Origin of the sequence: Congregibacter brevis (assembly GCF_045689245.1) — a bacterium.
GTDB classification, from domain to species: domain Bacteria; phylum Pseudomonadota; class Gammaproteobacteria; order Pseudomonadales; family Halieaceae; genus Congregibacter; species Congregibacter brevis.
The window spans coordinates 3,206,343-3,228,714 of the sequence record NZ_CP136865.1; the positions used below are offsets into that span (position 1 = coordinate 3,206,343).

The window sequence follows — 22,372 nt, forward strand, 5'->3', positions numbered from 1 at the left end:
ACATCAGACATCCTCGACCCAGGCTCACTTGTTCCGCTCTTTGATCCCATGGAATATCAGATTTCGAGAAGATCCGCTTCTTTTGCTGTCAGCATTTCATCAACGCGGGCAACAAAGCTATCGGTGAGTTTTTGCACCTGATCCTGACCGCGACGCTCATCGTCTTCGCCGATCTCTTTGTCTTTAACCAGCTCTTTGAGCATACCCATAGCGTCTCTACGCGCATTTCGAATAGATACTCTTGCAGCCTCAGCCTCGCTTCTCGCCTGCTTAATGTAGCCCTTGCGAGTCTCTTCGGTGAGGGCTGGCATTGGGATGCGAATCACTTCGCCTGCCGTCGCCGGATTCAGACCGAGATCTGATTTCATGATCGCCCGCTCAATGTCCGGAATCATCGATCGATCCCAGGCAGTCAAAGACAATGTTCGCGCGTCTTCAACGTTGACATTGGCAACCTGACTAAGCGGCGTATCCGCGCCGTAGTAAGAGACTTTGATGCCATCGAGCAGGCTCGGGTGAGCCCGACCCGTTCGAATCTTGTTAAAGTTTGTGCCAAGCGCCTCCAGGCTGTTTTTCATCCGGGCATCGGCATCTTTACTAATATCTTCGAGCACTGTTGCTTCTCCAAAAAACCAACGGTCTATTCTATCAGCGTTCCGTCATCGCCTCCCCGGACGATATTGAGCAACGCTCCCGCTTTTTCCATTTCAAACACGCGCAGAGGAATACGGTGGTCACGGCAGAGACAGATAGCCGTTAAATCCATGACTTCCAGCTTGCGATCAAGCACCTCGTCGTAGCTCAAGCGATCGTAGCGAACCGCATCTGGGTCCTTCATGGGGTCGGCTGAATAAACCCCGTCTACCTTTGTCGCCTTAAGCACGACATCTGCCTCTACCTCTATTCCGCGAAGACAGGCGGCCGAATCCGTGGTGAACATCGGATTACCGGTGCCCGCACAGAAAATCACCACATCGCCGTTGGATAAAGCACGGATCGCCTTGCGACGGTCGTAGTGATCCACAACGCCACTCATGGGAATCGAGGACATCACCTGCGTAGCAATGTTTGATCGCTCCAGCGCGTCCCGAAGAGCCAGGGCATTCATTACCGTGGCCAACATACCCATGTGGTCACCGGTTACACGGTCAAGTCCTGCCGCCTGTAACGCGGCGCCCCGGAACAGATTGCCGCCTCCGACAACGAGGCCAACCTGTACGCCAATACCGACCAACTGACCGATCTCCAGCGCCATCTGATCCAGTATTTTGGGATCTATTCCAAAGCGTTCAGCGCCGGTTAAAGCTTCACCGCTGAGCTTTAGTAAAATCCGTTTGTACTTCTTCTCAACACTAGCTTTGTTCATGGACGTTCCTCCCAGCGCGCAAGTCTACTAAAAATACCGACCCGCGCGGTGCCGAATCCCTGTTACTGATGGAAAAAACTATAGATACAAAAAACGGGGCCTGAGCCCCGTTTCAATGTGTTGAATTTCAATCAGCTCTTCAGCTGAGCTGCGACTTCCGCTGCAAAATCCACAGTCTCAACCTCAATACCCTCACCCACCTCAAAGCGCGAGAAGGACACAACGCTTGCGCCGGCACTGCTTACCAGTTTTCCAACGGTCGTATCAGGGTCTTTTACAAAGGCCTGGTCAACCAGACTATTCTCTGCCAGGTACTTCTTGATTCGACCGCCAATCATCTTCTCGACAATCTCCGCAGGCTTACCAGAATCAAGCGCCTGAGCGGTGTAGATTTCTTTTTCTTTCTCCACCAGTTCAGCGGGCATATCTGAAGGCTGCACCACTTGGGGATTTACCGCAGCGACGTGCATCGCAACATCACGAGCCAAATCCTGGTCACCAGACTGCAGCTCTACCAAAACGGCGATGCGGTTGTTTCCGTGTACGTAGGCGCCCACGACACCGTTTTCGGCGTTAGTCAGAGCAATGCGGCGTACACCGATATTTTCACCGATCTTCTGAACCAGCGCTTCACGCGTTTGCTCAAGACCATCGGCCATCAGCGTTGCGACATCCGTCTCGCGGGTCTCGAAAGCGCGATCTACGACCTGCTCTACAAAGCCGAGAAAACTCTCATCGCGAGCAACAAAATCAGTCTCGCTATTAACTTCTACCAGAACGCCGTAGCTACCATCGTCGGCGACACGTGCCGATACGATGCCATCTGCTGCGGTACGGCCTGCTTTTTTAGCCGCCTTCATTCCGCTGGACTTGCGAAGCTCTTCAATAGCCGCGTCAATGTCTCCATTCGCTGCAGAAAGCGCTTTTTTACACTCCAACAAACCGAGACCTGTGCGCTCCCGGAGCTCCTTAACCTGTGAGGCTGACATGCAATATTCTCCCGTAGGGGCGCCGGTACACGGCGCCCAATTGGATTTTTAATAAATCGTGGAACTTCAAATTACGATGAACGATATGACCAGGTGAGTGATCAGGCGTCAGTAGCAGTAGCTGCTTCCTCTACTGCCGCTGCAGGCTCAGCTGGCGCTTCCTCAGCAGCAGGCTCAGCTGCAGCCGCAGCTTCTTCGACGAACTCATCCTTCGCAGGTAAAGCGCCACCAGCCTCTACCTTGCCCGCGATACACGCGTCAGCCACAGCAGTGACGTAAAGCTTGATAGCGCGAATAGCGTCGTCGTTACCAGGAATAACGTAGTCAACACCATCGGGATCACTATTCGTATCGACAACGCCGATAACGGGAATACCCAGCTTGTTTGCTTCAGTGATCGCAATGCGCTCGTGGTCGACATCGACAACAAACAGTGCGTCGGGTAAGCCACCCATATCCTTGATACCACCGATGCTGCGCTCGAGCTTTTCCATCTGGCGTGCACGCATGAGGGCTTCTTTCTTTGTCAGCGCCGCAAAAGTTCCATCCGACTGCTGCGCTTCAAGCTCCCGTAGGCGCTTAATAGAAGCTCGGATCGTCTTGTAATTGGTGAGCATTCCGCCCAGCCAGCGATGGCTGACGTAAGGCATTCCGGCGCGTTCCGCCTGCTCTTTCATGATCTTGCCCGCTGCACGCTTGGTGCCGACGAACATGATTTTGTTCTTGGAAGATGCCAATCTCTTGACCATGTCCAGCGCTTCGTTGAACGCAGGAACGGTGTACTCAAGATTGATAATGTGGATCTTGTTGCGGTCGCCGAAGATGTACTGATCCATCTTAGGATTCCAGTACCGTGTTTGGTGACCAAAGTGTGCTCCAGCCTGGAGCAGGTCTCGCATGCTTACCTGTGACATAAAATTACCTGATTTTTTAACGGGTTAGTCTTCCACACACCCCAGCTGCAAACCCTCGAAAGCGAGACTCTAAGCCTGCTTTGAGAGCACCCTGCAGAAGGTTTTGGCATGCGGGCGTCGTTGGCCGCTTTAGGACTCCCAAAATGCGGCGGCGCGCTTTATAGCACAAGACACTCCCCAACTCCAGAAAAACCACCAACCAGATGCCCGAAGGCCCTTCTTAGGCTACAATGCTGCCGCTATTAAGGGCGGCTCATGGTTTCGTGAGCTCCCTACACCAAGAATCATCAGTGAAACACCCGCTAGGGTTGTCCGAAAGAGTCGAAAATGTCTGTATCAATCAAAAGCGAAGAAGAACTCGCGCGGATGCGTGTCGCCGGTGCAATGGCCGCTGAAGTACTGGAGATGATTCGGCCCCTTGCCGTGCCCGGGGTTACCACTGGTGAGCTGGATAAAATCTGCCACGAGTACATCACAGACCATTTGGACGCGATCCCGGCCCCGCTGAATTACAACGGTTTTCCAAAATCTATCTGCACCTCCGTCAACGAAGTGGTGTGCCATGGCATTCCTTCGGACAGCAAGAAACTGCGTAGCGGCGACATCATCAACATTGATGTCACAGTCATCAAGGATGGCTATCACGGTGACACCAGCATCATGGTTGGTGTAGGCGATGTACCTCCCCACGCGGAACGCCTCATGCAAATCACCCAAGAATGCCTTTACAAAGCAATTGCACTGGTCAAGCCCGGCGCGCGACTCGGCGACATAGGAAGCGTCATCCAGCAATACGCTGAAAGTAACTATTACTCCGTCGTTCGGGAGTATTGCGGACACGGCATTGGCAAAGTGTTTCACGAGGATCCTCAGGTCTTGCATTACGGCAGGCCAAATACTGGACTCGTGCTGCAACCTGGCATGACGTTCACCATTGAACCCATGATCAACGCGGGCAAACGTCACACCAAGCTCAACGCACGAGACGGCTGGACCGTGACCACTCGGGACGGGCGACTCTCTGCTCAGTGGGAGCACACGCTAGGCGTGACGGAAGATGGCTGCGAGGTATTCACTCGCCGCGGCGAAGAGACGTTTTGATCAATCATGGACACCGCTGTCGCCGAAACCATCGCCCCCTTTGACCTGCATGCCATTCTAAAAGAAGGCTCGCAATCCGGCCTCATACCCGAACTGCGCGAGGCCCTCCAACGGGTCTCCGAGCAGCTAGATAATGATTTTCGCGACGGACGCAGCGCAGGCGAGCTACTTCGCGCTCGAGCCGCATTAATAGACGATGTATTGCGCCACGCCTGGGAAACTCTCGAACTCCCTGAAAAGCGCATTGCACTCGTTGCAGTGGGCGGGTATGGCCGCGGGGAGCTACATCCGCACTCTGACATCGACCTACTCGTACTCCGCGATGGGGAAAACGAAGAAGACAGCAGGAGCCTTGAGAGCTTCTTAACCCTGCTCTGGGACCTCGGACTGCAGATTGGCCATAGCGTTCGCAGCGTTGAAGAGTGCATTTCCCAGGCACTCAATGATGTCACTGTCCTCACTAACCTTATCGAAGCCAGATTACTCCTGGGCGAGCAGGGATTGTTAGATGCTGTCGCTGAAGGAACTCAAGACACAGAAATGTGGGCTCCAGACGCATTTTTTAAGGCCAAGCTCACTGAACAGGAGGCTCGCCACGCTAAATTTGGGGATACGGAGTACAGCCTAGAACCCAATGTAAAAGGCTCTCCCGGCGGCCTTCGGGATTTACAGCTTATTGGCTGGCTGGCTCAGCGGCACTTCGGCTGGAGCTCCGTTGCAGAACTTACCGCGAACGATTTTCTGACCGACGCTGAAGCCACCACTGTCATTCATGGTCAGGAGTTTATGTGGCGCGTGCGGTACGCACTCCACATGATCACCGGCCGAGAAGAAGATCGCTTGCTTTTCGACCACCAAAGAGAGCTTGCGCGCCTATGGGGCTTTGTGGATGGCGACAAACTCGCGGTAGAGCAGTTTATGCAGCTCTATTATCGCTGGGCACTGGCACTATCCCAATTGAACGAAGTGTTAATGCTGAGTTTCGACCAAGCGGTTTTGCAAGCAGGTACGGCGGATATCGTGCTTGATATCAACGAATGGTTCGAACTCCGTAACGGCTATATTTGCGCAAAGCGGGACTCGGTGTTTGAAGAGTATCCGGGGGCGCTTCTTGAAGTATTCCTCCACGCAGGAAACAACCCCCAAGCATCAGGGATTGCGGCGGAAACGATCAGACTCATCCGTGAAAACCGTCATCTCATTGATGATGATTTTCGACGCAACGATCAAAACAAACAGTTGTTTCTTGAGGTTTTAAGGTCGAACAATCGCCTGACACGGCAGCTGCGACGAATGTCACGCTACGGAATACTGGGGCGCTACCTGCCCGCCTACGGCCAAATTGTTGGTCAAATGCAACACGACCTGTTCCATAGCTATACCGTCGACGCCCACACCCTGCAAGTCATCGAAAACATCAGGCGCTTCCTCAAACCCGAAAACGACGAACGCTTCCCCGTAACCAGTCGGGTCGCCCGCCGCCTGCCAAAAATTGAGCTTTTGTACATTACGGGGCTTTTCCATGACATTGGCAAAGGCCGCGGTGGGGATCACTCAGAACTCGGCGCTGTTGATGCTAGAACCTTTTGTGAAGATCACGGTCTCAGCCGCCGGGACACCAATCTCGTGGAATGGTTGGTACGCAATCACCTTTTCATGTCCGCTGTTTCTCAGCGCAAAGATATCTCAGACCCGGACGTGGTTCAGGAGTTCGCTGAACACGTAGGTGATCAGAATCGCCTCGACTACTTATTCGCCCTTACCGTTGCAGATATCAATGGCACAAACCCCAAACTCTGGAACGCCTGGCGCGGCAGCCTGCTGAGACAGCTGTATACCGAAAGCAAACGGGCACTGAGACGTGGACTCGAAAACCCGGTCGACAAACAGGATTGGATCGCTGAGACCCGAGAGGCCGCAGCCAAAATCCTCGAGTATCGAGGTTTTACGGAAAGTGAGCTTGCGTCGCTCTGGCAGGAACGCGGCGAGGACTATTTTTTGCGCGAGAAAGCAGAAGATATCGCCTGGCATACAGAGGCCATCGCTGATCATCAGGACCAAAGCCAACCTTTAATTCTGGTACGTAACGGCGTGGAATCCAGCGTTGCTAACACCACTCAGATATTCATTTACGCACGCTTCGACATAGGAACCTTCTCTCGCACCTGCTCCAGAATCGAACAGCTGGATCTGAGTGTTCATGACGCAAGGATTTACCACGGCAGAGATGGAATGAGTCTGGACACTTATTTTGTCCTGGATTCGAGCGGTAAGGCTGTGGAAGACGCCGATAGGCTCCGCCACATCACGACCTACCTGAATGACAAGCTATCACCCGAGACCGACAGCAACGCCATACCAACGAGACTCACTCCCCGGCGGGTGAGATCCTTCCGTTTGGACACCGAAACGAGTATGCGGGTAGATCCGGTGCGGGAAGTGTCAGTATTGGAAGTAATCTCTCTCGATCGCCCCGGACTGCTGGCACGCATCGGCGAGGTGTTTGTGGAATTTGGTGTCATCTGCGAGGCAGCAAAGATTCAAACGCTGGGAGAGCGCGTCGAGGACGTATTTTGTGTCACAGATACAGAGCGACAGCCCATTGCGGACGAGCAGCTAGCAGAACAGATTCAGTCCGCTATTCGAGATACGCTCGACTCCCAAGAGTCGCAATGACGTGAACCCTGATCTCGAGCTGCTAAACCCCTATCCCTTCGAGCGACTGGCTGACCTCCTTGAGGGGCACCCTCCTCCCGCAGATCGACGCCTGCTAAAACTGTCTATCGGCGAACCGCAGCATGCTCCGCCGGAGATTGTTGTGAAAGCACTTACAGACAATCTAGATCTTCTTGCCAAGTATCCAACCACCCGAGGCACACAGGCCTTGCGAGAGTCCCAAGCGCAATGGCTATGTAATCGTCACTCGCTGCGTACTGTGGATCCCGACAGCCAGGTGCTACCTGTAAATGGCACGCGAGAAGCCCTTTTTGCCATCGCGCAAACCTGCGTCGGACATCAGCAAAACGCTCTAGTAGGATCACCGAACCCCTTCTATCAAATCTACGAAGGCGCAGCGCTTCTCGCCGGGGGACAAAGCATTCTCCTGAATACCGATGAGAGCACGGGGTTCTTACCCGACCCAGAAGCCTTAAGTGTCCGGGAATGGGACGCAATGCGGCTCTTGTATCTCTGCTCTCCAAGCAATCCGACCGGGGCGGTCATGGATAGCCCGCTCTTGCAGCGATTTATTCAGAAAGCCATCGAGCATGACGTAGTTCTGGTTTCCGACGAGTGTTACTCAGAGATTTACCCCGACGAGAATGCTGCCCCGACAGGATTGCTGGCGGCCTGCGCCGACATGGGCCACGATAGTTACAAGAACTGCATCAGCATGCACTCTCTGTCGAAGCGATCCAATCTCCCGGGCATGCGCTCCGGATTTGCGGCTGGCGACGCGGACATCATCGCCCAGTTTTTGCGCTATCGCGGTTATCACGGCTCTGCAATGCCACCTCACCATCAGGTGGCGAGCACAGTCGCCTGGAGTGACGAAGAACATGTCCTTGAAAATCGAGACCGTTACCGCGAAAAGTTCTCCGCAGTTCGTCACATACTCGACCCCGTGCTGGAGTTAAATAATCCCGCAGGCGCGTTCTACCTCTGGCCTCGAGTACCCATTGACGACGCAACATTTGCACAGCGACTGCATGCTGAAGCTGGGGTTCTAGTACTTCCGGGCAGCTATCTGAGCCACGACAATGGTGGAGTTAACCCGGGTAAAGGTCGCGTGCGTATGGCGCTGGTGGCTGAACTGGAAGACTGTATCGAAGCCGCTGAGCGCATAGCTGGCTTTGTGCGTTGTCTGTAACGGCATATGCAGCTCCAAATACAGCAGCATAGATAGTTGAACGCCTCCGTCGATCCCTTGAACGAAGCAAGTCAATGCTAAAAGCCGAACGCGCCAGCTACATTCTGCAAAGACTGCAGGAGCTGTACCCGGAGACGCCGGTCCCTCTGGATCATAGCGATCCCTTTACATTACTCATCGCGGTACTCCTCAGTGCACAGTGCACCGACGAGCGGGTCAATCAGGTGACCCCTGCACTGTTTGCCAGAGCCTCCACACCTCAAGCTATGTTGCTGCTTAGCGTCGAAGACATTCGTGCAATTATTCGGCCCTGCGGTCTATCCCCCCAGAAGTCCAAAGCCATCGCCGGCTTGTCACAGATACTCATCGAGGAGCATGGTGGTGAAGTCCCCGAGGATATGGAGGCCTTAGAACGTTTACCGGGGGTCGGCCATAAAACAGCTAGCGTAGTAATGTCTCAGGCCTTTGGCGTTCCAGCATTCCCGGTGGATACGCATATTCATCGCCTCGCCCAGCGCTGGGGTTTAAGCTCTGGAAAGAGTGTTGTGCAAACAGAGCGCGACCTTAAGAAACTCTTCCCCAAGGAACACTGGAACCGACTGCATTTGCAGATCATCTTCTACGGGAGAGAGTTCTGCAGTGCCCGAGGCTGTGATGGCCGAGTCTGCGAAATTTGCCAGCACTGTTATCCCAATAGGAAGAACCCCAAGGTCACCCGCAAAGCTTAGGGATATTTGCTATATTCCCCGCCCTTTTACGGGGTATAGAAAATGACGATCACGCTTTATGGCATCAGTAATTGCGACACCGTGCGTAAAGCTCGTCGCTGGTTGGATACTCAAGGCATCGACTACGACTTTCACGACTTTCGTAAGGACGGATTGGAGCTGGCGACCGTTGAGCGCTGGCTCGAAACGGAGAGTTGGGACAAAGTCATTAATCGTCGCAGCACTAGCTGGAAGGCACTCGCGGTGGATGCCCGCGAATCTATGGATCGAGATTCCGCGGCAGCCGCGGCGATAGAGTCACCGACGCTCATCAAGCGTCCGGTGCTGGAGACCGACAAGCTACTGGAATTCGGATTCAGTGAATCGCGCTTCGCAACGCTACTGGGCTGAGCCCAGCACATTTACATTTAGGAGATTTAGGGATGGACGCATACGCACTAGGCCTCGGCCTCGGAACCCAGGACCGGGACGGAAACTGGCTGGACGTATTTTTCCCTATGCCAGTACTAACGCCCCCACCTTCACTCGTAGCCTGCTTTGGAGAACTCGCATCTGACAAAGTGCTGAGCCAGGACGACCTCCAGGCTCTGGCAAACGAGTGCGATGCCGCGGGACACGGCGACCTGGCATCTCTGGCACGGAGGATCGGAGACAGCGACCAACCTGGAGTTGCAGTTTGTTTAAGAGAGGATGTGGCACCAGATACCGTGCCGGCGGCATATTTAAAGCTCCATCTTCTCTCGCACCGACTCGTAAAGCCGCAGGAGACTGCACTTCAGGGCGTTTTCGGTGTGCTCCCCAATGTGGCCTGGACTGATAGAGGTGCCATTGCTCTTGGAGAGCTGGCAGAGCAACAGCTGGACGCGCGGCTGCGCGGTGAGGTTCTGGAAGTTAGCTGCGTCGACAAATTCCCTAAGATGACCAACTACGTCGTACCTGGGGGTGTGCGTATTGCGCACACGGCCAGGGTTCGTCTGGGCGCCTATGTCGGCGAAGGCACGACGGTTATGCATGAAGGATTCATCAACTTCAATGCGGGCACCATCGGTCCGGGCATGATTGAGGGGCGCGTATCCGCCGGAGTGCTTGTGGGCGCAGATTCAGATTTGGGCGGTGGAAGCTCGACCATGGGGACGCTCTCAGGCGGCGGCAACATTATTATTTCGGTGGGCAAGCAGTGTCTCATCGGCGCTAATGCCGGAATAGGTATCCCGCTAGGCGATCGCTGCATCGTTGAGTCAGGTCTGTATGTCACCTCGGGCACAAAAGTAACGATGCTCGACGCCGGCGGATCAGTCACCGAGACTCTTGCCGCACGCAATCTCCAGGGAATGTCCGACCTACTGTTTCGCCGCAATAGCCTAAACGGCGCCGTCGAATGCCTTACCAACAAAACCTCGGTACAACTTAACGCCGAACTCCATGCCAATGACTAAAGTGCAAAGCAGCCATGCCTGAGACGATGCAAACTACAGCTTTGAGCGACGGCACCTTCGAACTTGCCTGTGAACTTATCGCTCGTGCCTCGGTGACGCCGGAAGATGCCGGTTGCCAAAGATTGATGATGCAGCGCCTCGAGACTCTCGGCTTTCGCTGTACGCCCCTCCCCTTCGGCGACACAGAGAATTTCTGGGCCGAGTGGGGCAGTGAAGGCCCCTTACTCGTGTTTGCTGGCCATACTGATGTGGTACCCCCGGGCCCCCTGAACGAATGGGAAAGTGACCCCTATCTGCCCACGGTCCGCGATGGGCATCTTTATGGCCGCGGCGCGGCCGATATGAAGGGAAGCTTGGCTGCAATGGTCACCGCCTGTGAAAGCTTCCTGAGAAACTGTGAAGAAGACAATCGCGACCCGCGCGGCCGGATAGGCTTTCTTATCACGTCTGATGAGGAAGGCCCTGCCATCAATGGCACGGTGCGAGTGATGGAGTGGCTAAACGAGCATAAGATCGACATTGACTACTGTGTGGTGGGTGAGCCATCCAGCGCGGAGGTTTTGGGAGATACCATTAAAAACGGTCGGCGCGGCTCTCTGAATGGCGCCGTGAAGCTACTGGGTCGTCAAGGCCACGTGGCCTACCCCCAACATGCCGACAACCCCTTGCACCGTGCCCTACCCGCCTTACAGGAATTGGTGACGCGGCAGTGGGATGAAGGCAATGAGTACTTTCCAGCTACCAGCTTTCAGATCACCAACTTTCACAGTGGTACTGGAGTCACCAATGTAATCCCCGGGCATGCAGAGCTACTCATTAACTTTCGCTTCTCCACGGAACAAACGGCTGAAGGCCTACAAACTGCGGTAGAGGCGATTCTCGAGAAGCATGCAGTGAATGCGGAGATTCAATGGAACCTGAGTGGCAACCCCTTTATCACCGGCGAAGGGGCACTAACAGAGGCCTGCCGGGCCGCGGTGCGCGCCGTAGATGGTGTTGAGACCGCGCTATCAACCAGCGGCGGCACTTCGGATGGACGGTTTATCGCCCCCTATGGAGCACAACTCGTCGAGTTGGGACCGATTAACGCCAGCATTCATCGCGTCAACGAGCGCGTAAAAGTCGATGATCTGGCAAAGTTGTCAACAATGTACCAGGGCATCCTCACTCGTTTGCTATAGGCACCTGTCGTCCCGAACGAGCCGGACCCACGAGCTTCGGGGAGCATATAAAACCTCCTCGAAAGCCTCCTCGCTCAAACGCTAGAGGCCACCAGGGACTAGCTCGGATAGTGCAAATCCGCTCGCAGGGCGTCCATCTCCCGCGCGACAATTTTGCGGTTGTGCTCACCGGAGACTACCAGCCATTGATCCGCATCATTCGCAATCGCCGCGAGACTCTCAGCGACCACTTCATCAGCCTCCATCCAAAGCGTGTCCGGCACAATACTGACGTCGAAGTCGGCCATGGTTTCACGACTATGAATCTCCGAGCGTGTATAGCCGGGGCAGAGACACTGCACTCGCAAACCACTCGCTTTGAGTTCCTGACGAAGCGCGCGGGTAAAACTCACCAAGAAGGCCTTGGTTGCGCCATAGGCCGCTACATTGGGAGTACTTACCAGGCCTGCAACGGAAGCGACGTTGATAACCGCGCCACTGCCTTGCTCGATCATCGCCGGTAGCGCCGCCCTCGTTAGCACCATTGTTGCCTCATTATGAAGACGCAGCATGCCGAGCTCGTCATCCAGATCGCTGGCCGCATAGGGACCTATGGTCGAGTAGCCGGCATTGTTTACCAGTAAATCAACGGCCGGGCCCTGACGAATAGCCTCCACCACCCGAGCCTGACCCTCGGTCGTCGCAAGGTCTGCCTCGATCGTTTCGAGCGCGCACTGATTCTCAAGCTCTTTCGCGAGTTCCCGAAGACGATCACCGCGCCGCGCCACAACCAACATGCTGTCACAGCGCTGCGCCAGCTGCCGTACATAGGCATCCCCGAGTCCCGCTGATGCTCCCGTTACGACTGCGTGAAAATTTTTACTCACTGTTCTATTCCCCTTTTTATTGCTCTACCAAAGGTTTCATCTCCTAGGAGACGGGATACACATCGAAGCGCACAGACTTACCACTCAAGGAATGCCCGGGTGATGGACCTCCTATCTCCGGCGCTCGACGAGGGCGCTTGACCACAACTCGCCGCACCTCCTGAGCTCTAGCCCAGGCCAACAGAGCGGAATCATAGGCCTCACGAGCAAGGTCGCCGTTTGCGCCTACACCACCCATTTCCCCGTCCGGCTGCAAAGATTCGGGGATTTGAGTAGCCAAAAGCTGATGAAGCACCTGCATCTCCTTGGCAGGTGCGGCTCGGCGGTCCAGGGGAAACATGGGGTCCAGGTAGATGACCTCCACGGCTTCCAATACCGAGAACTTGAGTGTTTGTGCGTCTTGAGGATGAAGTTTCATGCGTGCAACGACGGATGCAAGCCATGTATCCTCGGATGCAGCCGCTCGTGCCAGGGCATCCTCAAAAAGAAGCGCCATAGCTAAATCGCGCTCACAAACGTCAACCCTGCAACCCAGATCCGCAAGCAAGAAAGCGTCTCGCCCAAAACCTCCGGTCGCATCAAGCACACTCGGGGCGTGTGCTTGCTTCCAGCCCACAGCCTTTCCCAAAAGTTCGTTGTGACCAGAGCGACGTCGGTTGGCCATAGATTTGTCTGCAAAATCCACAGTCACCGCGCCCGGAACATCACGGCCAGTTAACTGAATCGCGGGGACATTGCCTTTAAATTGAATGACTGCGTGACCCGGCTCGAGATCTTTAGCGCACGTCGACGCGTCTAAAAGAGGAACTGCCAAGTGTTCAGCAAAGCGCTGTGCGCGGTCATGTTCGTTCAAAGAGACCGCTGATTCACCGACTGAAAACGCCTCTTGCGCCGCCGGGATCACACCCACCAGGAATCGGATTTGCCGTTTCCTCGAGGCGCGTTCTTCTCCAAAGCCTCACTAAACTCTTCGGGGGTCATGCCCAGGGTCAGCGTGGAATCGTCAAACTCCAACTCGCCTTGCAAATTGTAAGCGTGATGCTTGATTCCGTGCTTGTCGGTGATACTCACATCCAGAGGCTGCCCTTCGGCATCTTCAGAGGCGTCTCGGGACAACCAGTTGCGCAGAGAGCGCAAAGGTTTGCCCATGAGCGTAAGACCTTCCAGAGCCTTGGCGGCTTCAGCGCAGCTTTTCACAAACTCGGCGCTTCCATGCTCTTCACCGGCACAGGCACCGAAGTCGCCGAGCATCACCTGTCCCGGCAATGTTCTCTCCAGAATTCGAGCCAGCTCTATAGTCACATCACCCACGATGTAGCTAAATACAGTAGGGTTTACACCCTCGGCCTGATAGAGCTCATAGTGACTACCAATATGGAATGCCGCCCTGATCACTGGCACCGTATTACCCCGGGAGGCAGCCCGCGCTAGAGCATTGTCCGCCAAGACCAGCTGCAAAAACAAAAACAGCTCTTGGTCAGATTGGGGATGATTATCGCGGTTCCACACGTAGTAGCCGTCGCCCGTCGTAGTGCGAGCAAAATTAATCTCCATGCCCCGCGCCGCGAGCTTGTTATAAACGGAGTTCATAGAGTAAGAAAGGCTGTTCAGCTGACTCGCTTGTTCGAAAGAACTAAACAATGAGAAATCTGCAATATCAAAGAGCAGAACACCTCGACGCTCAACAAAGCTCAGGCCATAGCGTCGAATAATCTCTTCAACGCCGCGCATAACAGCAATAGATTCATCCAGGGGATTCTCAAGCTTGATGAACGTGGGCGAAACACTGAGGCGAACTGCCACAGCGAACAATTCCTCGCGGCTCTTGCGACGCCGACCCGAGATTAAGGCCCGTATATAGTTTTCGTTTTCAGTGGAGACTTCTGGGTCATCGCGATGGGCACAATAGTTTCCCAAGAAGTAGTGCGGCACAAAAATCACCAGCAGCCCCCGCTCATCCCAGCACCAGCACAACACAATGCTTTGGCCAAGGCGCCATTGTTTGCGCAGGGTCTTCTCCAGATTTTGCAGGTTCCCTCGCTGAACAATACTGATGGGGTCTTTAGACACTGTAGCCTCGTGAAAAGTGAGCAGAGATAGTATGCACTCTCGGCGCCGTGAGACGCCAGTAATGGCATCTAGATAGGTTCAAGGTGCCTGCCCTCGAACGGCTTCCTGACGGAAGGCTCTATCCAGTCAAAGCCATCAGCCTGCGTCGCCCACACCGTTTTATCCAGCAACGCGGGATCCAGCTCGCGCAGCTGAGTCTCCACACTCTCGCGACTGTTGTTTTTCTCACTGATGTGAGCAATAGCGAGATGCTTCAGACGAGAGAGGTTCAGTTGCGCCAAGAACTCCGCGGCCTGCGTGTTGGACAGGTGCCCCCAATCTCCCCCGACCCGCCGTTTGAGCGAGATCGGATAAGGGCCGTCTGCCAGGAGTCTGCGATCGTGATTAAACTCAAGGAGCAGCAAATCACAGTCATCAAAGGCATTTCGCACGTGAGACGTGACAGACCCCAAGTCGGTCAGTACACCGGCACGCTGATCGGCGTACTCAAAACAATACTGCACCGGCTCCCGTGCGTCGTGAGGCACGGTCACGGCCTGAACTTTAAAGGCCCCAATATGAAGCTGGGTATCGCCGTTGAAGGTCCGTACTTGCGGGCAATTTGACACCCGACCACTAGCCAGTGTGCCATGAGTGAGATAGACCGGGATGTCGCAGTGTCTCGCTAGGGCCGCAACTCCACTGGAATGGTCGCTGTGCTCATGAGTAACGAGGATAGCGTCGAGGTCTGAGAGATCGAAGTCCCTTTGTGCGGCGCGACGCTGAATTTCCCGCAGGCTAAATCCACAATCCACTAAGACACAGCTCTCATCGGCCTGCAGAAGGGTCGCGTTGCCTCGGCTACCGCTCCCCAATGACGCCATCCTCACTAGTTGATGTTGCCCTTGATCAGTACCAACAGCGCGTCCATCTGCTCCCGTGACAGGGGTTCACCACCTTCTTCAAAAGCCATACGAATAAGCATTGTCTCAGGGGATTGTGTTTCGACATCAAGGATTAACGGGACGCCCTCGGCAGGGTGCTCGTCGTCGTCTCCCAACCAGGCAAACCAACTCGAGCCTTCCTCTTCTTCGTCGCCTACGTAGCGCACGTAGTAACGACCTTCACTACGATTACGATCAGTAATATCAAAACCAGAGAGGTCTAGCGATCGAGCGACCGAGGCCCAGGCGCGATCGAAAGGCAGCTCCAGAAGAATGAAGCCTCCCTGATCGTCATCGCCCAAAGATACCTTACCGCCCGCACTGATGGATTGCTCGGCCATCATCGATACCGGCGCAGTGTCCGCGCTGTTCGCAACGTATTGAGCAACGCCTCGCAGCATTTCCGATTCGAGGAAAAAATCGTCGGATTGTGCCGGCCAGTCACTCGCCGTACTGCTTTGGAACATTTGCAGGACATGTAGCTCGCTGTTGCCACGCTGCACACCGCGCTCTACCCGAAACTGAAACCGTGTAGGCCGAGGGTTTTCCTCAAGCGTTAGATACGTGGACTCAATGATTCCTGCCCGAGCGTCCATACGCGCAATATCAATATTTGCCGCAGAGAGAAAGCTGCGTAACTGCGGCCACAATTGCCCCGGAGCGATAGCAACCAGTGCCCAGGTATCATCGCCGAGCTTCTGAATCCGCACCAACTGATCAGCGCTTGCAGAAACCAGGGGTGCGGGACGAGGAACCTTGTCAGGATCGTCAAACTGGGGGTCACTCTCGATCTTGGGAATGGGGTAAATGTCTACAAACTCATCAGAAGACGTTCCGTTGGGCAGGCTTATGGGAGGCATCTCCTGAGCTTCTCGATAGTCTCCAGCCGAGTCACGAAAGAAACCCTTGTCGCCAAACAGATATCCACATGCGGTGACAGGTGCCAATAGCAGCAACAGGCTACACAGCTTCAGGTATTTCATACACCAAGCCCTTTTATGGCTGAATCAATTACCGCCGCACAGTCTCCCTCAGGCAAAGTTAAGGGTAGACGTATGCCGTCTTCCATCCTCCCCATGCGCGAAAGGGCGTATTTCACGGGCATAGGATTCGCCTCGACAAACAAGGCCGCATTTAAATCTTCCAGACTGGCGTCGATTTCGGCCACCGTGGCTTCATCACCCTCCAAAGCTGCAGCGCAGAGCGCTGCGACCCTCTCGGGGACAACATTAGCGGTTACGGAAATATTGCCAACGGCACCGGCGAGGATGTAGTTCGCCGCCGTTCCGTCGTCTCCGGAATAGACCGCGAAACCTTCAGGCACCATCGCAAGGAGCTCTTTGCCTCGGAGTAAATCTCCGGTGGCATCTTTGATACCGACAATATTGTCAATGTCGGACAGTCGCTTGGTGGTTTCGTTACTAAGGTCGACTGCCGTGCGGGACGGCACGTTATACAGAATCTGAGGAACAGGTACAGCCTCAGCGATAGCCTTAAAGTGCGCATAGAGCCCGCGCTGCGACGGCCTGTTGTAATAAGGCGTCACCAGAAGGCATGCGTCGGCTCCCACGGATGCCGCGCCTCGCGTCAGTTCGATGGCTTCTCGCGTCGAATTAGCACCAGTGCCCGCTATCACAGGGATTTTACCCCCTAGGTACTTTACGCAATGTCCGATTAACGCAAGGTGCTCGTGAACGTCCAAGGTCGCGCTTTCGCCAGTTGTACCCACCGCAACGATGGCCGAAGTACCCGACGCTACATGCCATTCGAGCAGACTATCGAGCGACAAATAGTCAATATGGCCATCTGAATGCATAGGCGTGACGAGGGCGACAATACTTCCTTTGATCATAGTCTTACGAATACCGCTGGTATTTAGTGGCTACTGCGCCATTGAAGGCCCGCAATTATCCATGACAATATGCCGAACACAAGCAAAGCATTGGGGATTAGACATCTTGATTTCGATTCTGAAGCACTTTGGGGCCGCTCAAACGCGACTTTTGCTCCCGCATAGCCCAAGAACGCCGATTACAGCATCCGGCAGGGCGATTGTTTTCACATTCCTCAGCGGTCTTTTCCTCGCCCAAGGGGCGCTCGCCCAACTGGTTGATAAGCGAGTTACCGCCTTAAACCCGCTGGATCGCCAATACATGGATGTGCAAAGGCAATCGCTCAATGAACTGACCCTTCGGTACTACGGTGCTCGATGCTGCCGGAGTCAGTCAGAACTCGATTACCTTCAGCGTTTGCTCGACGACGGACACGTTAGATCGGACCAAACTCGCGAGTTGCAGGCGATGGGCGTTGCTTTGGGAGATCTCCTGGCTTCGGAGCTGGAAATGCAGTGGGTCGTCTATGAAGACATCAAGGGACGCAGTCGAGCGCTGCGCTTAGGAGAAACAGAGAACTATCTCTTCCCGGTCACGATGATAGCCCGAAGATTCGAAGGCGGAGACAGAACGCCTGTCGAGGAGGTCTACCAACAAGCGTACGAAGCGATAGAGTCCGTGCGTCCACCCCTACCCTTTCAATGACTGCTGAAACCTCAATCGACTCTATGTACCCACGGCTGCCCATCGAATGAGCTCATCTGCTCAAGCCAATGTAAACGCCGCAGGCAATCAACTACAACTCGGCGGTGACTGGGACACCACAGAGCTCCCCGATCTATCCTCAATGCTCGAGGACATGCTTAGGAGTGAGAGCGTGCTGAGCATAGATGTGAGCGCGGTGAGCACCTGGAGCCCACGGCTTGAGGCGAAGCTACTACAACTCCAACGTATTGCACTGGCCAACGATAGGGACATTGAGTACATCGGCGCGCCCGAATCTCAAACCCAACTCATGAATCTGGCAACCGCTGTGGCGCCCTATAAAGGATCACCGGAGACTTCATCGGGCCTACTATCCATGAAGCATCTGCGGCAGAGTCTGGCGGGAATCGGTGACGATCTCATTGAGTCGCTGGAGTTTCTCGGGGCCATCGGTATTGCCCTCTTCCGCGCGCTACTCGGCCGTTCTGGCATGCGCCGCCGGGAGCTCATCGAGAGTCTGGCGCAGGCCGGCCCCCAAGCGATAGGGATTATTACTCTCACCAGCATACTTGTCGGCATGATCTTGGCGTACTTGGGAGCCGCTCAGCTTCAGCAGTTTGGCGCCGCAGTCTTTGTCGCCGATCTGGTAGCGATTGGCATGCTCAGGGAAATGGGAGCGCTCATGACCGCCGTGGTTATGGCGGGTCGAACGGGGGCAGCCTACGCGGCCCAGCTAAGCACCATGCAGAGTAATGAAGAAATCGATGCCATCAGTACGCTTGGCATCAATCCCATGGAGTTTCTCGTGGCTCCCAGAGTCCTGGCGCTGATTTTGATGATGCCGCTGCTAGTCGTCTATGCAGACGCACTGGGCATTTTGGGAGGCGCTGTGGTCGCGGGCGGTATGGGCGTGACACCTCTACAATACGTAAGCCAACTAGGCACAGCGATAACGCTAACGCACTTTTTTGTGGGTATTTTTAAGGGCTTCATTTTCGCCGCGCTGATCGCTACTGCGGGCTGTCGAGCAGGTATGAACGCCGGCAGAAACTCCGAAGCTGTGGGTCGAGCTACCACCGAAGCCGTAGTCACCGCCGTGGTGTATCTCATCGTCGCTGACGCGGGAATCAACATCCTTTGTCAGCTCTTGGGTATTTAGTCATGAGTGATCCCGTTATCAGTATCCGAGATCTCACCATGGCCTATGGCAGCCGTCTCATCCAGCAAGACGTCAGTTTTGATGTCATGCGCGGCGATATTTTCGTAATCATGGGCGGATCCGGCTGCGGCAAGAGCACTCTGCTAAAGCACCTCTTGGGGCTATTAGAGCCCGCCAAGGGCAGTATTTCCTACGGTGATCAGAACTTCACTCTCGCGGGCCCCTCGGAACGTCAGGCACTGCGCCAACATTGGGGAATCACCTATCAATCGGGCGGCTTGATTAGCGCTATGACCCTGGCAGACAACGTCGCGCTGCCGCTAGAGCAATACAGTAACTACAGTAAAAATGATATTCAGGAGATTGTAGCGCTCAAACTGGCACTGGTGGGTTTGGATGGGTACCAGGACTTTTTGCCCGCCGAAATTTCCGGTGGAATGCGAAAACGTGCAGCGCTGGCGCGTGCAATTGCTCTCGACCCTGATATTCTCTTCTTTGACGAACCGTCTGCGGGCTTAGATCCCATAAGTTCGCGCCGACTGGACGACCTCATATTGCAGCTCAAGGAGTCCACCGGCGCATCGGTTGTCATGGTGACACATGAATTGCCCAGCATCTTTGCCATCGCAAACAATGCGATATATCTCGACGCGGACAGCAAACGAATGATCGAAACCGGCAACCCAACCTGGATGCGTGAGCGCAGCGAACACGCGGTGGTGAGACAATTTTTGAACCGCGAGGCGCAACAAGCTGACGGAGGCTTACCCTCATGAGCGAACGCAGAAGCAGCATTCTCGTCGGTGCTTTTGTCGTGGGCGCTCTAATCATCGCCACCGCAGGCGCATTGTTCTTCGCTGGAGGCGGACTTGGAACCACCAAAAGTCGCGTAGTGATGGTCTTTGATGGGTCACTCCGCGGCTTAACTATCGGCGCTCCCGTAGCCCTCCGCGGCGTGACTATCGGGCAAGTCACGGACATTGACCTCATCCTGGACGCGGATCGCGCAAGCGTCACCATGATCGTTGAAGCTGAGATTAATCCTGACTCAATGAAACTGGTGGGTAGCGTTACCGAATCTATGCTCGGAGAACTTGTCGAGCGAGGACTCGCCGCACAGCTAAATACTCAAAGCCTCCTCACCGGTCTTTTATACGTCCAGTTGGATTTCCATCCTGACAAAGAAACCGCCGTTAGCAAGATCGACTCGATCCACCCCCAGATACCCACCATTCCAACAGAGCTGGAACAGCTGAGGCGCTCGCTGGAATCCATAGATTATGCAGCGATCGCAGAAAACGTCGACCGCATAGCCAATGGCCTGGACGAGCTTCTCAATAGCAGCGATATGCAGGCTTTACCCGGTTCTATGCGCAGCAGCCTCGCTGCACTGGAGACCGCCAGCAACAGTCTTACATCGACACTGGAAGAGAATTCGCCCGCCCTCAAAGCATTTTTGGACGAGGGCACGAACACCGTGGCCACACTTAACAAGCAGCTACCGGAGATCACCAACTCGATTGAGAGCTCATTACAACGCCTCGATGAGGCTCTGGTGTCAGCAAACAACAGCCTACAAGGTCTTGAAAAAGCAGCCGCACCTGACTCAGCGCCTCGCCGTCAGTTAAGTCAGGCCATGCAGGAAGTTACCTTGGCTGCCAGAGCCTTGCGTTCCCTCGCGCGTAGCCTCGAGGAGCATCCGGAATCGCTGCTTCGTGGCCGACCGGGAGATGAGTCATGATCCACAAGATCTTATTAACAGCCGCACTCTCCTTCTTGGCCGCCTGTGCACCCACCTCTATACAAATACAACACTTACAACTGTCTGCAGGCGAAGCGCCGCTTGCGCAGGGTAGCCGCCCGATCATCGTCCTGGATCGTATCGATCTTCCAGACTATCTCTTGAGGGACGAGCTGCTGCATCGCGAGAGCAGCTTCTCCTTGCGCTACGACGCTGCCAGGCGTTGGGCCGAACCTTTAGACCTTGGTGTTCAACGTGTGCTGGGCCGCCGCTTGGAAAGTGCTCTGAACACCCAGCAGGTAATACTTTTCCCGGACGCCACCGCGGAAACTGTTGATTGGTGGCTCAGCGTCACGGTCACACATTTTGAAGCAACAGCTGCAACGGCAAAGATCGTCGCAGAGGGACGCTGGGAGCAAGACAATGACGACCTAAAGATTGTAGAGTCTGTGGTATTCGAAGACTCTCTACCTCTACGCTCGGGTGATGGAGAAGACATCGCCAAAGTCATGAGCGAGTTGCTGTGGAAGTTCGCTGACGAACTCGCAGCTGCTATCTCGGAACGACCCCTGATGCCCAACGGCACCGCGGATCCAGAGCGAACCATCGATGTCGAAACCGTCATCGAAACTACACAGCAATGAAGGATATGATTATGGAATTCCTGCAAGATCCCGAACAGTGGCTACCACTGGCGATAGAATATGGCACCGCTTTAGCGCTCGCCATCGTCATTTTTTACATCGGCCGCATGGTAGTTGGACGTGTTGTGAGCGTATGCAATCGGGTAATGCTTAGCCGCGGCACCGATGAGACACTCGTCAATTTCGTGTGTTCCATATTGCGCTGGGTTGGCTTGCTGTTTGTCACCATTGCCGCACTGAGCCGATTGGGCGTTGATACCTCGTCTCTGGTAGCGCTTCTGGGTGCCGCCGGCTTGGCCATTGGCCTTTCCTTGCAAAGCTCTCTGGGCAATTTTGCGGCAGGGGTTATGCTCATCATCTTCAAGCCCTTCAAAAAAGGCGACTTTGTTGAGGCTGCGGGGACTATGGGTGTTGTGGATACCATCGGCATATTCACAACAACTATGACGACACCCGATAACAAAGAAATCATCGTGCCCAACGGTGGCATCATTGGCGGCAACATTACGAACTTTTCGGCCAAAGATACCCGCCGCGTCGATATGGTTTTTGGAATCTCCTATGGCGACAATTTACACGATGCAAAAACCATCCTTGAAGACATCATCAAGTCTGATTCCCGCGTGCTTGCAGAGCCCGCTCCGGTCATCACCGTGGGCGAACTAGCGGACTCAAGTGTAAATTTTCTCGTGCGTCCGTGGGTAAATGCCGCAGACTATTGGGCGGTTCTTTGGGAGACAACCGAAGCGGTAAAACTTCGCTTCGACGAAGCGGGTATCTCTATTCCGTTTCCTCAAATGGAGCTGCATATGCAGCGTCCTGAAGAGACACACGCCGCAGAGTAAAGCG

At 54.7% G+C, this 22,372-nt stretch carries 23 protein-coding genes; 13 read left to right on the forward strand and 10 right to left on the reverse strand.

Features of this window, described 5'->3' with window-relative positions:
* Positions 1-56 precede the first annotated feature (56 nt).
* The 4 genes from frr to rpsB form a co-directional block, all read right to left on the reverse strand.
* A complete protein-coding gene (frr, locus tag R0137_RS14175; protein WP_407327056.1) occupies positions 57-614 on the reverse strand; it encodes a ribosome recycling factor in 558 nt (185 codons plus the stop codon).
* Between the two features lie 26 nt (positions 615-640).
* On the reverse strand, positions 641-1,366 hold the full coding sequence (pyrH, locus tag R0137_RS14180; protein ID WP_405271318.1) for a UMP kinase: 726 nt from the start codon (positions 1,364-1,366) through the stop codon (positions 641-643).
* Positions 1,367-1,497: 131 nt separating this feature from the next.
* The gene (gene tsf / locus R0137_RS14185; RefSeq protein WP_407327058.1) at positions 1,498-2,355 is read right to left on the reverse strand and encodes a translation elongation factor Ts; all 858 of its coding nucleotides are present in this window, start codon (positions 2,353-2,355) and stop codon (positions 1,498-1,500) included.
* A gap of 101 nt (positions 2,356-2,456) precedes the next feature.
* The gene (gene rpsB, locus R0137_RS14190; RefSeq protein ID WP_407327059.1) at positions 2,457-3,269 is read right to left on the reverse strand and encodes a 30S ribosomal protein S2; all 813 of its coding nucleotides are present in this window, start codon (positions 3,267-3,269) and stop codon (positions 2,457-2,459) included.
* Between the two features lie 327 nt (positions 3,270-3,596).
* Between rpsB and map the strand changes: the two genes are divergently transcribed.
* The 7 genes from map to dapE all read left to right on the forward strand — a co-directional run bounded on the left by map (position 3,597) and on the right by dapE (position 11,583).
* The gene (gene map, locus R0137_RS14195; RefSeq protein WP_407327060.1) at positions 3,597-4,370 is read left to right on the forward strand and encodes a type I methionyl aminopeptidase; all 774 of its coding nucleotides are present in this window, start codon (positions 3,597-3,599) and stop codon (positions 4,368-4,370) included.
* A gap of 6 nt (positions 4,371-4,376) precedes the next feature.
* Positions 4,377-7,046 carry a [protein-PII] uridylyltransferase gene (glnD, locus tag R0137_RS14200; protein ID WP_407327061.1) on the forward strand — a complete coding sequence of 890 codons (2,670 nt, stop codon included), beginning with the start codon at positions 4,377-4,379 and terminating at the stop codon, positions 7,044-7,046.
* A 1-nt stretch (position 7,047) separates the two neighbouring features.
* Positions 7,048-8,238: a succinyldiaminopimelate transaminase gene (gene dapC / locus R0137_RS14205; RefSeq protein ID WP_407327062.1), complete on the forward strand. Its 1,191-nt coding sequence runs from the start codon at positions 7,048-7,050 to the stop codon at positions 8,236-8,238.
* Positions 8,239-8,312: 74 nt separating this feature from the next.
* Complete coding sequence (gene nth / locus R0137_RS14210) at positions 8,313-8,966, forward strand: endonuclease III (RefSeq protein WP_407327063.1); 654 nt, start codon at positions 8,313-8,315, stop codon at positions 8,964-8,966.
* Between the two features lie 42 nt (positions 8,967-9,008).
* Positions 9,009-9,356: an arsenate reductase gene (locus R0137_RS14215; protein ID WP_407327064.1), complete on the forward strand. Its 348-nt coding sequence runs from the start codon at positions 9,009-9,011 to the stop codon at positions 9,354-9,356.
* Positions 9,357-9,388: 32 nt separating this feature from the next.
* A complete protein-coding gene (dapD, locus tag R0137_RS14220) occupies positions 9,389-10,402 on the forward strand; it encodes a 2,3,4,5-tetrahydropyridine-2,6-dicarboxylate N-succinyltransferase (protein ID WP_407327065.1) in 1,014 nt (337 codons plus the stop codon).
* Between the two features lie 14 nt (positions 10,403-10,416).
* Entirely contained in the window at positions 10,417-11,583 is a 1,167-nt protein-coding gene (gene dapE / locus R0137_RS14225; protein ID WP_407327066.1) for a succinyl-diaminopimelate desuccinylase, read from the forward strand.
* A gap of 98 nt (positions 11,584-11,681) precedes the next feature.
* On the opposite strand, the gene R0137_RS14230 is transcribed toward dapE, so the two are convergent.
* The 6 genes from R0137_RS14230 to dapA all read right to left on the reverse strand — a co-directional run bounded on the left by R0137_RS14230 (position 11,682) and on the right by dapA (position 17,294).
* A complete protein-coding gene (locus R0137_RS14230) occupies positions 11,682-12,449 on the reverse strand; it encodes an SDR family NAD(P)-dependent oxidoreductase (protein ID WP_407327067.1) in 768 nt (255 codons plus the stop codon).
* A 43-nt stretch (positions 12,450-12,492) separates the two neighbouring features.
* Positions 12,493-13,302 carry a class I SAM-dependent methyltransferase gene (locus R0137_RS14235; RefSeq protein ID WP_407327068.1) on the reverse strand — a complete coding sequence of 270 codons (810 nt, stop codon included), beginning with the start codon at positions 13,300-13,302 and terminating at the stop codon, positions 12,493-12,495.
* A gap of 47 nt (positions 13,303-13,349) precedes the next feature.
* Positions 13,350-14,519: a hypothetical protein gene (locus tag R0137_RS14240; RefSeq protein WP_407327069.1), complete on the reverse strand. Its 1,170-nt coding sequence runs from the start codon at positions 14,517-14,519 to the stop codon at positions 13,350-13,352.
* 68 nt (positions 14,520-14,587) lie between these two features.
* Positions 14,588-15,382, reverse strand: a complete 795-nt coding sequence (locus R0137_RS14245) for an MBL fold metallo-hydrolase (protein WP_407330026.1) — start codon at positions 15,380-15,382, stop codon at positions 14,588-14,590.
* 5 nt (positions 15,383-15,387) lie between these two features.
* A complete protein-coding gene (bamC, locus tag R0137_RS14250; RefSeq protein WP_407327070.1) occupies positions 15,388-16,425 on the reverse strand; it encodes an outer membrane protein assembly factor BamC in 1,038 nt (345 codons plus the stop codon).
* Complete coding sequence (gene dapA / locus R0137_RS14255) at positions 16,422-17,294, reverse strand: 4-hydroxy-tetrahydrodipicolinate synthase (RefSeq protein WP_407327071.1); 873 nt, start codon at positions 17,292-17,294, stop codon at positions 16,422-16,424. The genes bamC and dapA overlap by 4 nt, the downstream gene beginning before the upstream one ends.
* A gap of 106 nt (positions 17,295-17,400) precedes the next feature.
* Here dapA and R0137_RS14260 point away from each other — a divergent pair, with 106 nt between their 5' ends.
* The 6 genes from R0137_RS14260 to R0137_RS14285 are packed head-to-tail and all read left to right on the forward strand — an operon-like array spanning position 17,401 to position 22,368.
* A complete protein-coding gene (locus tag R0137_RS14260) occupies positions 17,401-17,979 on the forward strand; it encodes a DUF3806 domain-containing protein (protein ID WP_407327072.1) in 579 nt (192 codons plus the stop codon).
* 46 nt (positions 17,980-18,025) lie between these two features.
* Positions 18,026-19,138, forward strand: coding sequence for an ABC transporter permease (locus tag R0137_RS14265; RefSeq protein WP_407327073.1), 1,113 nt, complete (start codon positions 18,026-18,028; stop codon positions 19,136-19,138).
* A gap of 2 nt (positions 19,139-19,140) precedes the next feature.
* Positions 19,141-19,914 (forward strand): ABC transporter ATP-binding protein, encoded by a 774-nt coding sequence (locus R0137_RS14270; protein WP_407327074.1) that lies wholly within the window; start codon positions 19,141-19,143, stop codon positions 19,912-19,914.
* On the forward strand, positions 19,911-20,879 hold the full coding sequence (locus R0137_RS14275) for an MlaD family protein (protein WP_407327075.1): 969 nt from the start codon (positions 19,911-19,913) through the stop codon (positions 20,877-20,879). Before R0137_RS14270 ends, R0137_RS14275 begins: the two co-directional genes overlap by 4 nt.
* The gene (locus tag R0137_RS14280; RefSeq protein WP_407327076.1) at positions 20,876-21,523 is read left to right on the forward strand and encodes a membrane integrity-associated transporter subunit PqiC; all 648 of its coding nucleotides are present in this window, start codon (positions 20,876-20,878) and stop codon (positions 21,521-21,523) included. The genes R0137_RS14275 and R0137_RS14280 overlap by 4 nt, the downstream gene beginning before the upstream one ends.
* An 11-nt stretch (positions 21,524-21,534) precedes the next feature.
* Positions 21,535-22,368, forward strand: a complete 834-nt coding sequence (locus R0137_RS14285) for a mechanosensitive ion channel family protein (protein WP_407327077.1) — start codon at positions 21,535-21,537, stop codon at positions 22,366-22,368.
* Positions 22,369-22,372 lie beyond the last annotated feature (4 nt).